Below are 16215 nucleotides of genomic sequence, written 5' to 3' on the forward strand. Positions count from 1 at the left end.
CAATCAAGAATTAACCTTATGAATACTATTTATCGTCTATTACTTGTTGTTCTATTTCTGTTTACTCAAAATAATCACGCCCAAAAACGCATTGCTCTTTTTAACCAAAAAGATCTTAAAGGTTGGTATGCTTTTGGCCAAGAAGCCGGAAAACACAACAATGCCGCCGATCTTTTTTCGGTAGCAAACAAAATGATTCGTATGTACGGACCAAAAGCGGGCTACTTAATGTCAGAACAGTCTTTTCGCAATTTTGAACTTACAGTAGAATACCGATGGAATACCGACGCTAATTTTGTTAAAAAAAACAACAGCAAAAATAGTGGTGTAATGTACCTTGTTCCGTCTGAAACTCCCGATGTTTTATGGCCAAAGGGCATTCAGTTTCAAATAAAAGAAGGTGCTACCGGGGATTTCGTATTGCTTCAGGAAGTAACTTTAAACATCAACGGTACTAAAACAACAGCTGGAAAAAGTGTGGTTAGCAAACGTTTTGCAGATGCCGAAAAAACTATTGGAGAATGGAATAAACTAATCATTACTTCTAAGGATGGTGTAATCACTCAAAAACTAAATGGCGTATTAGTAAATCAAGGCTCCGAATCTTCGGTTACCGAAGGCAGAGTTTTATTGCAATATGAAGGTTTTCCAATTGATTTTAGAAAAGTGTGCATTAAAAAAAATAAATAATTCACTTTAGACCAAAAGTCTCTAATTTAAATTCTTTTATTTTTGCCACAGATTTAAAAGATTAGCACGGATTAATCTATGTGAATCTTTTAAATCTATGGCTTTTTTTTATGCCAAAAGTAAAACGCTCTAAAACCTATGTTTTTCCAAATTAAAGCTTACTTAAAATTCCTTTGGTATTCCAAAAACGAACATGCGGTTCACTCCCCTTTTGTATTCAATTTGATTACCAAATGTTTTTATGATAAAAAACCAAAACCCGAATACGCTATTTTACAGCAATACCGCAAGGCACTTTTAGAAAATAAAAACACGATTGAAGTCAGTGATTTTGGTGCCGGTTCCAGAGTTTTTAAATCAAATAAAAGAGTCGTTGCCCAAATTGCCGAAACCGCAGGTATTTCAAGAAAAAGAGCCCAATTATTATTTCGAATTGCTAATTATTTCCAACCGTCAACCATTTTAGAATTGGGAACTTCACTAGGATTAGCCACTTCTGCCCTAGCCTTAGGAAATCCTGATGCTCGAATTACCACTTTAGAAGGTTGCCCAAATACTATGGCAATTGCAAAAAATCAACTGGCAAAACTGTCATCCCGAGCGGAGTCGAGGGACAATTTCAATAATGTAGAATGGGTCACAACTGTATTTAATGAGTACTTTCAAAGCTGCAATCTAAAATCTGAAATCTACAACCTAATTTATTTTGACGGCAATCATTCCAAACAAGCTACTTTAGACTATTTCGAACTTTTATTACCCACAATAACTAATGATTCCGTTTGGATTTTTGACGATATCCATTGGTCAGCCGGAATGGAATCAGCTTGGGAAACAATCAAAAAACACCCAAAAGTAAGCGTCACAATCGATACTTTTCAATGGGGATTAGTTTTCTTTCGTCGAGAACAACCTAAAGAACATTTTATAATTAGAGTCTAAATTTATTCATTAGTTTTTTCCAGCTTTAAATCATAAGATTTTCACAATAATACCTACAAATTTGTCAAGGATTGTTTAGCTTTGGTTTTGGAAAATAAATTCTAAATCGAAACTTTAGCACTATGAGCAAACCATTAATTAAAATAACGAATATCAAACGGGATTTTGAACTGGGAAATGAAATTGTTTATGTTTTAAAAGGCATCAATTTAGAAATCAACAAAGGGGAATATGTTGCTTTAATGGGACCCTCCGGTTCGGGAAAATCGACTCTGATGAATCTTTTGGGTTGTTTAGACACCCCAACTTCAGGCACCTATATCTTAAACGGTAAAGATGTAAGTCAAATGGAAGATGACGAACTGGCTGAAATTCGCAACAAAGAAATTGGTTTTGTATTCCAAACTTTCAATTTGTTACCACGAACTACAGCGCTTGACAATGTGGCTTTGCCAATGATTTATGCCGGATATTCCAAACCGGAACGCAATAAACGAGCTATTGAAGTACTAAAACAAGTAAATTTAGCCGACCGAATGGATCACCAGCCCAACCAACTTTCAGGAGGACAACGCCAGCGTGTGGCTGTTGCCAGAGCCTTGGTTAACAAACCTTCGATTATTCTTGCCGACGAACCTACGGGGAACTTAGACAGTAAAACCTCTATTGAAATCATGAATCTTTTTAATGAAATTCATGCGAACGGAAATACGGTTATTTTAGTTACTCACGAAGAAGAAATTGCCGCTTATGCACACAGAGTCATTCGTTTAAGAGATGGAATGATTGAAAGTGACACTACAAAATAATTTTAGATTTCTGAATTTAGATTTTAGATTATTTTCTAAATCTTAATTTTTAGATTACAACATTTAATCTAAAATCAGAACTCTAAAATCTAAAATTTTTAAAATGAAAATATATACTAAAACCGGAGATAAAGGAACCACAGCTCTTTTTGGCGGAACCAGAGTCCCAAAAGATCACATCCGCATTGAGAGCTACGGAACGGTGGACGAATTGAATTCTTATATCGGACTCATTCGGGATCAGGAAATCGATTCGCATTATAAAGAAATCCTAATCGAAATTCAGGATCGTCTTTTTACTGTTGGTGCTATTTTAGCAACTCCGGAAGACAAGACCGTTTTAAAAAACGGCAAATCCCGATTGCAAAATTTAGGAATTATAACCAGCGACATCGAATTATTAGAAAATGAAATCGATGCTATGGAAACACAACTTCCTCAAATGACACATTTTGTTTTGCCAGGCGGACATACTACTGTGTCACATTGTCATATTGCCCGTTGTATTTGCCGTCGTGCCGAACGATTAACAGTACATTTGAGTCATAATGAAGCTGTAGCCGAAATAGTTATTAGCTATTTAAACCGACTTTCTGACTATCTTTTTGTGTTGGCACGAAAGTTGTCCCTCGATTTAAACGCCGAGGAAGTAAAATGGATTCCAAGGAAATAGTATGCAGTTTGCAGTGATCAGTTTACAGGAAAACTGAATACTGAACACCGAATTCTGATTACTGAAAAACACGTTCTTAAATTTATTTAAAATAAATGGTTTTTTACTTGTCTTTTTCAGTAAAAAATTTATTTTTGCACAAAACTAAATCGACAAAAGATGTATTGGACATTAGAATTAGCATCCTATCTTAGTGATGCACCGTGGCCTGCTAACAAAGACGAACTTATTGATTACGCTATACGTGCAGGAGCTCCATTAGAGGTAGTAGAAAACCTACAGTCTATTGAAGATGAAGGCGAAATATACGAGTCAATGGAAGAAATTTGGCCAGATTATCCAACAGACGAAGATTACCTTTGGAACGAGGATGAATACTAAAAAAACTAAGAAAAAGTCTCAAAAGAGACTTTTTTTTTGTTCAACATAGAGATAGAATTAATTAGAAATACAAAACTATTATGAGTTTTATAAACAGCATTATTAAAGCCTTTGTAGGAGATAAATCCGAAAAAGATGTTAAAGCTTTACAACCTTATATCAATAAAATAAAGACTTTCGAAACTAGTCTTACTGCTTTGTCTAATGACGAACTTAGAGGAAGAACAATCTACTTTAAAGACGCCATTAAACAAGCCCGCGCTGCTGCCGATGCTAAAATTGCCAATTTACAGGCTGAAGTAGAAGGTATCGAAGACATTGACAAAAAAGAAGATCTTTATACCGAAATTGACAATCTTGAAAAAGAAGCTTATACAATTTCTGAAAAGACTTTAATGGATATTCTTCCGGAAGCCTTTGCTGTGGTAAAAGAAACAGCAAGACGTTTCAAAGAGAACGCTGAAATAACAGTTACTGCTACTCCAAAAGACCGTGAATTTTCGGCTACTAAAAGCTATGTAAAAATTGATGGCGACAATGCCATTTGGTTGAACAAATGGAATGCTGCCGGTAAAGACATTACCTGGGACATGATTCACTATGACGTACAGTTAATTGGTGGTATGGTGTTGCATCAAGGTAAAATTGCCGAAATGCAAACTGGAGAAGGAAAAACATTAGTAGCTACTCTTCCATTGTATTTGAATGCCTTAACCGGAAACGGAGTTCACTTAGTAACCGTGAATGACTATTTGGCAAAACGTGATAGTACTTGGAAAGCACCTTTATTTGAATTCCACGGCTTAACAGTTGACTGTATCGACAATCACCAACCGAATTCAGAAGGTAGAAAAAAAGCATACGATGCTGATATTACTTATGGTACTAATAACGAATTTGGTTTTGACTACCTAAGAGACAATATGGCGCATTCGCCATCGGATTTGGTTCAAAGAAAACACAATTATGCCATTGTCGATGAGGTGGATTCGGTATTAATTGATGATGCCCGTACTCCTTTGATTATCTCTGGTCCGGTACCACAAGGAGACCGTCATGAGTTTATGGAATTGAAACCAAAAATCGAAACATTGGTTGGTTTACAACGTCAATTAGCTACAGGATTCTTAACCGAAGCCAAACGATTAATCAAAGAAGGAAATACCAAAGACGGTGGTTTCATGTTGTTGAGAGCTTACAGAAGTTTGCCTAAAAACAAAGCATTGATTAAGTTTTTAAGTGAAGAAGGAATCAAACAATTACTTCAAAAAACAGAAAACCAATACATGCAGGACAACAACCGCGAAATGCCTAAGGTTGACGAAGCTTTGTATTTTGTTATCGAAGAAAAAAACAATCAGGTAGAATTGACTGATAACGGAATCAAATTCCTTTCAGGAGACACTGATGCTGATTTCTTCGTTTTACCGGATATTGGAACTGAAATTGCCAATATCGAAAAACAAAAATTAGAAAAAGATGCTGAGGCTGAAGCCAAAGAAAGATTATTTCAGGATTTCAGCGTAAAAAGCGAGCGTATTCATACCTTAACGCAACTCTTAAAAGCTTATACCCTATTTGAAAAAGACGTTGAATATGTAATCATGGATAACAAAATCCTGATTGTAGACGAGCAAACAGGTCGTATCATGGATGGTCGTCGTTATTCTGACGGATTACACCAGGCGATTGAGGCTAAAGAAAACGTAAAAATCGAAGCGGCTACTCAAACATTTGCAACAGTAACTTTGCAAAACTACTTCAGAATGTACAACAAACTGGGCGGAATGACCGGTACTGCTGTTACTGAAGCGGGTGAGCTATGGGAAATCTACAAATTAGACGTTGTTGAAATCCCAACAAACCGTCCGATTGCCAGAAAAGACAAAGAAGATTTTATCTACAAAACAACACGTGAAAAATTCAACGCTGTTATCGAAGACGTAACCGAATTATCTAAAGCAGGTCGTCCGGTATTGATTGGTACAACTTCAGTTGAAATCTCTGAATTATTAAGCCGTATGTTGAAAATGCGTGGTGTAACTCACAACGTATTGAATGCTAAAATGCACAAACAAGAGGCCCAAATTGTAGAAGAAGCAGGAAAACCAGGAGTAGTGACTATCGCTACTAACATGGCTGGTCGTGGTACCGATATTAAATTATCAGCCGAGGTTAAAGCCGCAGGAGGTTTAGCTATCATTGGTACTGAACGTCACGATTCGCGTCGTGTTGACCGTCAGTTGCGTGGTCGTGCCGGTCGTCAGGGAGATCCGGGAAGTTCTCAATTCTATGTTTCTTTGGAAGACAACTTAATGCGTTTGTTTGGTTCTGAAAGAGTAGCTAAAGTAATGGACCGTATGGGACTTGAAGAAGGTGAAGTGATCCAACATTCGATGATGACAAAATCGATCGAGCGTGCCCAGAAAAAAGTAGAAGAAAACAACTTTGGTGTTCGTAAACGTTTGTTAGAATATGATGACGTAATGAACGCACAACGTGAGGTGGTTTACAAACGTCGTCGTCACGCTTTGTTTGGCGAGCGTTTGAAACTGGATATCGCTAATATGTTGTATGACAGCTGTGAATTATTTGTACAAAACACTAAAGCGGCTAACGATTTCAAAACATTCGAATTTGATTTAATCCGTTATTTCTCGATCACTTCTCCTGTAACAGAAGCTGAATTTGCAAGAGCAAACGAATTAGAATTAACTGGAAAAGTATACAAAGAAGCCTTAAAATACTACAACGAAAAATGCGAGCGTAGCGCCAGAGAAGCCTTCCCAATCGTAAAAAACATTTTCGAAGATCCAAGCAATCAGTTTGAGCGCATTGTAGTTCCTTTTACCGATGGTGTAAAAACCCTAAGCGTTGTAACCGATTTAAAGAAAGCTTACGAAACCGAAGGAAGACAATTAGTTGCTGACTTCGAAAAAAACATCACTTTAGCCATTGTGGATGAAGCATGGAAAAAACACTTACGTAAAATGGACGAATTGAAACAATCAGTTCAGTTAGCCGTTCACGAGCAAAAAGACCCATTGCTTATCTATAAATTTGAAGCTTTCAACTTATTCAACAATATGTTGAACGGAATCAACAAAGAAGTAATCTCCTTCTTGTTCAAAGGTGATTTACCGCAACAATCGGCTCCGGAAATTGAAGAAGCCAGAGAAGTGGTTCGTCCAAAAGAAAAATTACAATTGACTAAAGACGAAATCCCTAACAGTGAAAGCATGAACCGCGAAGCCGGAGAAACGCAACAACGTCAGGTAACGGAAACTATCGTAAGAGAGATGCCAAAAATCAACCGCAACGACACGGTTTCCTTACTGCAAATAGCTACCGGAAAAACCGAGTCTATGAAATACAAAAAAGCAGAAGCCTTATTAGCAACTGGTGAATGGGTTATTGTTAACGAATAGTATTCAGTCCCGATAGCTATCGGGAGCAGTAGCAGAAAGCAGACCGCATAAATAAAGAGAATCCCCGATTACGAAAGTAGTTGGGGATTTTTTTTTATTCTGAATTCATTTCAGAATCTCTGAACTCATTTCAGAATCTTTTTTTTAGGAGCAGTACATTTTGGGTTTTCAATAAACATCCCTCCCGCTTTCGCCTTTATCTCTTCGCTACGCTACGAGGATATCGGCTCTATCGGGGCTAGGGTACAAACTCCCTTTTTTAAAATAAAATTTTTAAGACTATTTAAATATATTTGTTTTTATCAAAAAGTATTTTTTTCAAATTGACAAACACATATAACATTATAAATACTTAATTTAAAAATGAAAATAAAGGATTTAATTTCAATAGCAATTGTTTGTATTATACACACAAAATCTACAGCCCAAGAAGACCTTACAATTGATGCCGCCAAGAATCTTTGCTTTTGTCTAGACGAAGTAACAATGAAAAAAAATAAACTTGAAAAAATAATTGCAACAGCAAAAGATAAAAAGGTTGCAGAAATTGAACATCATTCAGAACAAATAGAAATATTGGAAAACATATTTGACTGCATGAGTAAAATAACAAAAGATGAATTGTGGAAGAAAGAAAATAATAGATTAATTATATATGAATACATAAAGAATAATTGCAATAATTATAAGGGACTAATAATATTCGATAAAATATCAGCTAAGAGCAAAGCAACAGTAGAAAAAAATGAGATTGAAAATAAAAGAACAGCTATAGATTATCGCAATTTAGCCTTCGAAGCTTTTGATAAAGGTGATATGTTTAATATCAGAAAACATTGCCGTAAAGCAATCGAATTAGACCCAACCAATACTGAAAAAGATATTATTTCAGAACATTTTTTTAGAATAGCTAAAAATTGGTTACAAACTGCAGATGACTATGAAAAAAAAGGCAATTTAGCTATAGCTCGAAGTTATAGGTCTGATGCTCATTTACCTCTGACTATTGCTTTAGATTTTGGAAACAAAAACCTAAATGAGATTGGCAAAGTTATTTACAATAATCTAATGAAATTGGGAGATAAAGTTGGTGCAAATTTATATCAAAAATACAACTAACCTAATAGCGTTTTTTTGCAACCCAACCGCGCGGATATAAACCTTAAGCCTCCTCCCTCTGGTGCTTGTCCAATGTCATTAAGTTAAGAAAGATAATCCCTGTTTTGTCATTCCGAAGAATGAGGAATCACACAAGCTGTTCACTTAATGTGATTTCTCCCTCTGGTCGAAATGACAAAAAATACGCTTAACTTAATGACATTGGGTGCTCGTTTGTGACGAGTGCCTGCTTAAATTAATTGAAAAATTGTAGCGTTTGTAACTCGGTTTTTTAACACGATCATCTTTATTAAGTTACTTTGATGCGATGCTTCAATAGTCAGCATGACAAGTTTGCGGATAATATCACTAAATTCCTTGCTCAAAATTGTTTAAATAAGCTGATTTTTCTGTTAAAAAAACACCCTAAAAAAATATTTATCCCTACTTTTGCACTCGAAAACAAAAAAGCACTTTTTTTGAAGTCATTATTCAGCATAGTACTTTCAATTCTTTTACTACTACCTTCTTTGGGTAGCTTTTTTGTGTATACCTCATTCAAATTACAACAGGACGAAATTGCTAAAACCATTTGCGTGCAACGTAAATTAGTTGACAACACTTGTAACGGTCGTTGCGAACTGCAAAAAAGCCTTAAAAAATACGAGGACAACGAAAAAAGAATGCAAAACAATCTGGACAGTAAAGTCGATTTAGTTTACATTCAAAATACATTTATTGCTAAAGATTGGGAGGTTACAGAACGTAACTTTTCACCAAGACCTAATTTCTATTCTTTAGAAAAGAAAACCATTTCGGTTTCGCTTTCCTCTTTCAGACCACCTTCCTTTTTGGTATAAATTTCAAAAACTGTTTTCCGTTTAAGAAAACCACTTTTCCTGAACCTTATTCAGGAAAAGAATCTATTTTTTTAAATTTATAACTTTCAAAATGAAGAAATTATTTCTGGCTTTGATCGTAACAAGCCAATTTGCCGTTGCCCAAAACCAAACGAAAACAACGCCAAATCAAACTAAAACCGATTCTACTGATACCCACCAACTAGCCGAAGTTTTTATTACCGCTAACCGTACTGCCACAAAACGCAGAGAAACTCCTGTAGCGATAAGCAAATTAACCGCGCAAAGTATTAATGAAACCAAAGCAGTCGCTGCTTATGAAATTATCAACAAGACTCCCGGAGTTTTGATGGTAAACCTAGGCAATGAACAACATTCCATGGCCATTCGCCAGCCTATGACTACCAATGCTTATTATTTGTATCTAGAAGACGGATTACCTATTCGTCCAATGGGGATTTTCAACCACAACGCCTTATTAGAAATTAATCAATTCAATTTACAAAGTATCGAAGTGGTAAAAGGTCCGGTTTCGTCACTTTATGGTCCTGAAGCAGTGGGTGGAACTATTAATTTCATTTCGCTTAAACCTTCTATCAATCCCGAATTTAAATTTGGAATTCAGGCCGATCAGTGGGGATACAAAAGACTACAGGCTGCCGGTGGAGCTACCATTGGAAAAATTGGTTTTCACATTGCAGGAATTTCCAGTTTACAGGAAAACAGCTGGATGACATTTTCGGATTATAACAAAGACAATCTGAATATTCGAATTGATTACAATATCAGTCCTACTACCCGATTAATCAGCAATACGATGTGGGGAAAATACTATTCGGATATGAGTGGCGGAGTTAATGAGAATGATTTTTACAATCGCGATTACAAAAGTACTTCTGATTTTACCTATAGAAAATCAGACGCTTTGCGTACCCGATTAACATTAGAACACGACTGGAACGAAAATGCAAGTTCGTATTTAACCACTTATCACAGAGATAATAAATTGGGACAAAATCCTTCTTATGGAATTCGCTGGAGCGCCATCAATAATCCTACAACAGCTACAGGCGAAATTAATTCGAATAATTTCAAAAGCTACGGAATCATTGGACAACACACTCAAAAATTTGCTTTCTTAAATACAAAATTGGTTGCGGGAGCCCTTTATGATTTTTCACCGGTAACCTATTGGGCATACCGAACAGATTTAAAAGCCAACTTAAATCCGGATGGGTTGACCGTAAACAGTTACGAAGTAATTGCCGAACGACCTGATGTAAAAATAGCCGATTATGCCGCTGACATTTATAATACAGCCGGATATGCTCAATTGAGCTTTAACCCTATTGAAAAAGTAATCATTACATTAGGTGGCCGTTATGACAACATGAAAATTGATTACAATAATACTTTAGACCAATCAACCGGAGAAAAACTTTACGATCGCTTTACTTTTAAAGCCGGAGCCAATTACAATCCGTTTGACAACGCTGGATTTTATGGCAATTATTCACAGGGATTTGCACCTCCGGGGATTACTTCGATTTTTCGAGCCAAACCCCGAACTGGTGGAACGACAGGAGTTCCGGCTGAGTTTTATTACAACCTAAAACCGGCAACTTTTGAAAATTATGAAATTGGAGGATGGATTACATTGTTCAAAAATAAATTGAATTTTGACTATGCCTTATATTATATGGATGGTAAAAATGAATTATTAAGTGTAAAACTAGAAAACAATGATACTGACTACCGTTCGGCAGGAGAAACGCGTCACAAAGGAATTGAGTTTGGGCTAAACTACAAACCCTCACAGCAAATCAATTTCAGATTAGGGGGAACTTATGCGCAACACAGCTACATTGCTTTTGAAGTTTCGGACAAATCGACGGATGCTTTGCAAAACCTAAACGGAAAAGAAATGCCTAATGCTCCCAGATGGTCAGCTAATTCCGAAGTGTACTACTACCCAAATTGGTTACCAAATTTCAGAACTTCTATAGAATGGCAACATGTAGGCGGTTATTACCAAAACCAGATTAATACTGTAAAATATGCTGGTTATGATATTTTTAATGCGCGCATAGGATACAAAATCCATAACATCGAAATTTACGGAAATGTAATGAACCTCACCGATAAATTATATGCTTACAATGTATCAAGAGCCAATTTGAGCACCTCACAGCCTGCTTATTTAGCTGCTGCCCCAAGAACATTTTTAATGGGAATACAATATAATTTTTCATTACGATAACAAAATAAGCCACAGATTAAAAGGATTAACACTGATTACAAAATCCTTAAAATCTTCTAAATCTGTGGCTAAAAAAAAGAAAACAATGACTTCTAAAACAAAATCTTCTAAAAAGAAGGATTCGAAATTCGTCAAGAAAATCAAACAACACATGTACCAATGGCACAGAACTATTGGTATCATCACTATAATACCTGTTATTTTTTGGACACTTTCAGGATTAATGCATCCTTTTATGGCGCATTTTTTTAAACCCGAAATTGCCTATGAAAAGTTGGAAATTCAAACTGTACAACCACAACAATTACCGCTATCTATACAGGAGGTTTTAAACAAAAACGACATTCGACAGTTCAAAAACTTCCGAATTGTATCTTTTAACAATACCACTTTTTATCAGGTTAAAAATATAATTGGTGATTTACATTATTTTGATACTTCCAATGGAAAAGAACTTCAAAACGGAGATGCCATTTATGCCGAATGGCTTTCCCGCTATTTCCTCGATGACCAAAAAAGTCCGGTAGAAAAAAGTGAACTCATCACTGAATTTGACCATCAGTACAAATATGTCAATCGTTATTTACCGGTTCATAAACTAAGTTTTGACCGTCCTGACGGCATGGAAGTTTATGTGGAAACGGCTTCAAGTAAATTAGCAACATTTAATCCGGGCTCCAGACAATTTTTCATTTGGTTTTTTGACACGTTTCACAACTGGTCGTTTATGGATGCTATCAGCAACAACAGCATTCGAATTATTAATATGATTTTGTTGTTATCAATCATAGGTTTTTCGGCCATTAGCGGCATTGTCATTTATGGCTTTTTGTGGAAACAATTTAAAAAAGCAGATAGTTTAGCTCCTAAAAAAGGAATCAGAAAATACCATCGCCAAATTGGAATTTGGGTTTCTTTATTCACCTTAACTTTTGCCTTTAGTGGCGCTTATCACGCTACGACCAAATGGGATCCATATACTTTGGACCAAATGGTTTACGAACCTACTCTAAAAACCAGCGATATTACATTGGCCAACAACCAATTAAATCTGGATTGGAAACATTTTCAAAACCAACAATTAATAAGCTTCAATGACAGTATTTATTACCGTTGCGAACTCGAGGATACTGCCAAGGGAAAATTCAAAAAACCAAAATCGGTTTCCAATTCGAAATGGAATAAAAAAGACAGTCCTAAAACAGAAGTAATTTATATTAATGCCACGACAAATAAAATAGTTCCTAATTTGGATTTCCAATACGCCGAATTTCTCGCTTATTATTTTACTGATGGAGCTCCAAAAGCGCCTTGTTGTGAAATGATGAATCCTGAAATCACGGATGAAACTGAAACTTTCTTAGAAAACGCAAAATTATTAGAATCAAAACTGATTACTAATTTTGAAAGTAGAGAATATGGCTTCGTTAATAAACGTTTACCGGTTGTGAAACTGGCTTATGATACACCTGAAAAAACTACTTATTTTATCGAAACTGCTACTTCAAGACTAGCAGCCAAAGTAAAAAGTTCAGATATCACCGAAGGATATTCCTTTGCAATTTTTCACAAATTTTTGTTTATGGACTGGGCAGGAAAAAACATTCGCGACCTAACCATGGTGCTGGCTGCACTCTGTATCTTAATCGTAAGTGTATTGGGATTGATTCTTTTTATAAGGAAGTAATCTATTTAACCGCAAAGTTCGCTAAGTTAATTTGTCTAATGTTTATATACGCAGAGGACACAAAGCTTAGCGAACTTTACGTTTTTATTTAAAAACTGAAATCTTTTGCTCTCTTTTCGGTTAATTAATTTCACCACAGATTACACAAATTTTCACAAATTTTTCTTTGCGAACTTTGCGTAAAACTTTGCGCACTTTGCGGTTAAACAAACCTATTCTCTAGGATTCTCCTCGTAATATCGGGTTTCTACACTTTTAATATTTCGGATAGAATTACGAGCCCAATCCAATCGTTTTTGCAAAATTTCGTCTTCGTTTAATTTCCAATCCAAATCTGAGCGTCTTAATCGATTAGTCAAATCCTGAATGATAATCGCTGCCGAAACCGAAATATTCAAACTTTCGGTAAAACCTACCATCGGAATTTTAAGAAATCCATCAGCATTTTGCATTACTTCTTCTGAAAGTCCTTCTTTTTCTGTTCCAAAAAACAAAGCAGCTGGTTTCCTAATATCAAATTTTTCTAAGGTACAATCCTGTTCGTGTGGTGTGGTAGCTATAATTTGGTAGCCCTGCTCTTTCAACGAATTGACACAGCCCATAACCGAATCATGTCGAATAATATCGACCCATTTTTGAGCACCCATAGCGATTTGTTTATCGATTCGTTTACCAAATCGCTGTTCGATTACATTCAATTCCTGAATACCAAAAACCTCACAACTGCGCATTACGGCCGAAGTATTATGCAACTGATACACATCTTCGACAGCAACTGTAAAATGTTTGGTTCGGTTTTCTAATACTTCTAAAAAACGTTCTTTGCGGTTATCAGTCAAAATAGTTTCTAAATAAGCGAGGTAATCTAAATCAATCATGATGCTTTTTAATTTTGCTCACAAAAATAGTAAAAAGAAAAAAAATCCTCTTAAGCGCTATAATCTAGGCGAAAATTACCGCAGATTCGCAGATTAACTATTCCAGACTCATAGCTTATTTTTATGAATAGCCTACTACTACTTCAATTTAAAAAAGCTATATTTAGCATTAAATTTATTATCAAGAACCCAATGAAAAAAAAGTTAGTCGTTTTAACCGGAGCTGGAATCAGTGCTGAAAGCGGTTTAAAAACTTTCCGAGACAGTAACGGCCTCTGGGAAGGACATGATGTCATGGAAGTAGCATCGCCGGAAGGCTGGCAAAAAAATCCGGAATTGGTTTTGGAATTTTATAATCAAAGAAGACGCCAATTGAAAGAAGTCAAACCTAATATTGGACATAAGGAATTAGCCCAACTTCAAATTCATTTTGACGTACATATCATTACCCAAAATGTAGATGATTTACACGAACGTGCCGGGAGTAAAAAGGTTTTACACTTGCATGGTGAACTGCTAAAAGTAAGAAGCACAAAAAACCCAAAGTATGTACTAGAATGGGAAGGTGATTTAAATTTAGGCGATGTCGATACATTCAAACATCAATTGCGCCCGCATATTGTTTGGTTTGGAGAGTCTGTACCATTATTTGACGAAGCACTCAACATTACTGAAACTGCCGATTATTTTGCAGTTATTGGAACCTCATTACAGGTCTATCCTGCAGCGGGACTTTTAGCTTTTGTACCGCCTGCAACTCCTGTTTTTTATATTGATCCGAACCCAATTTCGATACCTGATTTAAGAAATCCTTTGGAAACATTTCCAATGTTAGCCTCTGAAGGAGTTCCTCTTTTAAAAAACCAATTATTAGCGCAATTCCAATAATAAAGAAGAAGAAAAAAAACAACAAAACAGTAAAAAACTTCTAACTTCTAACGGCTAACTTCTAACTTCTCATTATATTTGTGCCTTTCAAAAAAATAAGCCCGATTTCCTAAGTGCTTTCGGATTCAATATCAACTTTTATTAGCATAAAAAGACAATGACGACTTTAAACGAATTGAATGCAATTTCTCCAATTGACGGAAGATATAGAAATAAAACCCTTTCTTTAGCGCCTTTTTTCTCTGAAGAAGCTTTAATCAAATACCGCGTATTAGTAGAAATTGAATATTTTATTGCTTTGTGCGAAGTGCCTTTGCCACAATTAAAAGGCGTAAACCCAAATTTATTTGAAAGTTTACGTAACATCTATAAAAACTTTTCAACTGAAGATGCGCTTTGGATTAAAGAAACTGAAAAAGTTACTAATCACGACGTAAAAGCCGTTGAATATTTTATCAAAGATGCTTTTGAAAAATTAGGTTTGTCAGAATACAAAGAATTCATCCACTTTGGATTGACTTCTCAGGATATCAATAACACTGCCATCCCACTTTCTACCAAAGAAGCTTTTGAGCAAGTATATATGCCATCTTTAATTAATGTTATTTCAAAATTAAAAGAATTGGCTACAGAATGGAAGGACGTTCCAATGCTTGCCCGTACTCACGGACAACCGGCCTCTCCTACCCGTTTAGGCAAAGAAATTGCTGTTTTTGTAGAACGTATAGAAGAGCAAATGCGTTTGTTATTTAATGTGCCATTTGCTGCTAAATTTGGTGGAGCAACTGGAAACTACAATGCACACAACGTGGCTTACCCACAAATTGACTGGAAACAATTCGGGACTAAATTTGTTGAAGAAAATTTAGGATTGCACCATTCGTTCCCAACTACTCAAATTGAACACTACGATCACTTTGCTGCATTCTTTGATACTTTAAAAAGAATCAACAACATCATCATCGACTTGGACAGAGACATTTGGACGTATGTTTCAATGGAATATTTCAAACAAAAAATCAAAGCAGGTGAAATTGGTTCATCAGCAATGCCACATAAAGTAAATCCTATTGATTTTGAAAATTCAGAAGGAAACTTAGGGATTGCTAACGCTATTTTCGAACACCTTTCTGCTAAATTACCTATTTCAAGATTGCAACGTGACCTTACTGACAGTACCGTTTTAAGAAATATTGGAGTTCCAATGGGACACACCATCATTGCATTTGAAGCTACTTTAAAAGGATTAAATAAATTATTATTAAACGAAGCTAAATTCCACGAAGATTTAGAAAATAACTGGGCTGTGGTTGCTGAAGCTATTCAAACCATTTTGCGTCGTGAGGCTTACCCTAATCCTTACGAAGCTTTAAAAGGTTTAACAAGAACAAATGAAGCGATTACTAAAAAATCAATCCATGAATTCATTGGAACTTTAGAAGTTTCAGATGCTATCAAAGCGGAATTATTACAAATTACACCAGCTAATTTCATCGGAATATAATACGAAACAAGTTATTACTTTTTAAAAGTCCCGTCCCGATAACTATCAGGACGGGACTTTTTTTATAAATCTATGTTAATTACGTACTAAAATTGCACATCAAAAGAGCATTTAGTA

General features: G+C 35.7%; 13 protein-coding genes. 12 read left to right on the forward strand and 1 reads right to left on the reverse strand.

All coding sequences use genetic code 11. The features are described from left to right. The first annotated feature begins 18 nt into the window (after positions 1-18). The 10 genes from AAEO59_RS12100 to AAEO59_RS12145 all read left to right on the forward strand — a co-directional run bounded on the left by AAEO59_RS12100 (position 19) and on the right by AAEO59_RS12145 (position 12828). On the forward strand, positions 19-690 hold the full coding sequence (locus tag AAEO59_RS12100; RefSeq protein ID WP_341701004.1) for a 3-keto-disaccharide hydrolase: 672 nt from the start codon (positions 19-21) through the stop codon (positions 688-690). A gap of 138 nt (positions 691-828) precedes the next feature. Continuing rightward, complete coding sequence (locus tag AAEO59_RS12105; RefSeq protein ID WP_341701005.1) at positions 829-1632, forward strand: O-methyltransferase; 804 nt, start codon at positions 829-831, stop codon at positions 1630-1632. A gap of 122 nt (positions 1633-1754) precedes the next feature. Continuing rightward, positions 1755-2441 carry an ABC transporter ATP-binding protein gene (locus AAEO59_RS12110; RefSeq protein ID WP_341701006.1) on the forward strand — a complete coding sequence of 229 codons (687 nt, stop codon included), beginning with the start codon at positions 1755-1757 and terminating at the stop codon, positions 2439-2441. 103 nt (positions 2442-2544) lie between these two features. Then, positions 2545-3114 (forward strand): cob(I)yrinic acid a,c-diamide adenosyltransferase, encoded by a 570-nt coding sequence (locus AAEO59_RS12115; RefSeq protein WP_341701007.1) that lies wholly within the window; start codon positions 2545-2547, stop codon positions 3112-3114. A gap of 159 nt (positions 3115-3273) precedes the next feature. Continuing rightward, complete coding sequence (locus AAEO59_RS12120) at positions 3274-3495, forward strand: DUF2795 domain-containing protein (RefSeq protein ID WP_007138072.1); 222 nt, start codon at positions 3274-3276, stop codon at positions 3493-3495. 80 nt (positions 3496-3575) lie between these two features. Further along, positions 3576-6923: a preprotein translocase subunit SecA gene (gene secA, locus AAEO59_RS12125; RefSeq protein ID WP_341701008.1), complete on the forward strand. Its 3348-nt coding sequence runs from the start codon at positions 3576-3578 to the stop codon at positions 6921-6923. A 363-nt stretch (positions 6924-7286) separates the two neighbouring features. Further along, complete coding sequence (locus AAEO59_RS12130) at positions 7287-8042, forward strand: hypothetical protein (RefSeq protein ID WP_341701009.1); 756 nt, start codon at positions 7287-7289, stop codon at positions 8040-8042. 458 nt (positions 8043-8500) lie between these two features. After that, the gene (locus AAEO59_RS12135; RefSeq protein ID WP_341701010.1) at positions 8501-8881 is read left to right on the forward strand and encodes a hypothetical protein; all 381 of its coding nucleotides are present in this window, start codon (positions 8501-8503) and stop codon (positions 8879-8881) included. A gap of 91 nt (positions 8882-8972) precedes the next feature. Further along, positions 8973-11141: a TonB-dependent receptor gene (locus tag AAEO59_RS12140; protein WP_341701011.1), complete on the forward strand. Its 2169-nt coding sequence runs from the start codon at positions 8973-8975 to the stop codon at positions 11139-11141. 85 nt (positions 11142-11226) lie between these two features. After that, entirely contained in the window at positions 11227-12828 is a 1602-nt protein-coding gene (locus AAEO59_RS12145; protein ID WP_341701012.1) for a PepSY-associated TM helix domain-containing protein, read from the forward strand. 212 nt (positions 12829-13040) lie between these two features. Here the strand turns inward: AAEO59_RS12145 and AAEO59_RS12150 are convergent, their stop codons facing one another. Next, entirely contained in the window at positions 13041-13706 is a 666-nt protein-coding gene (locus AAEO59_RS12150) for a TrmH family RNA methyltransferase (RefSeq protein WP_341701013.1), read from the reverse strand. 192 nt (positions 13707-13898) lie between these two features. On the opposite strand from AAEO59_RS12150, the gene AAEO59_RS12155 reads away from it, so the two are divergent. Both AAEO59_RS12155 and purB read left to right on the forward strand, forming a co-directional pair. Beyond that, entirely contained in the window at positions 13899-14594 is a 696-nt protein-coding gene (locus AAEO59_RS12155) for an SIR2 family NAD-dependent protein deacylase (protein ID WP_341701014.1), read from the forward strand. 157 nt (positions 14595-14751) lie between these two features. Then, the gene (purB, locus tag AAEO59_RS12160; protein WP_341701015.1) at positions 14752-16098 is read left to right on the forward strand and encodes an adenylosuccinate lyase; all 1347 of its coding nucleotides are present in this window, start codon (positions 14752-14754) and stop codon (positions 16096-16098) included. Positions 16099-16215: the final 117 nt, after the last annotated feature.

It is taken from the genome of Flavobacterium flavipallidum (genome assembly GCF_038289905.1).
Lineage (GTDB): Bacteria > Bacteroidota > Bacteroidia > Flavobacteriales > Flavobacteriaceae > Flavobacterium > Flavobacterium flavipallidum.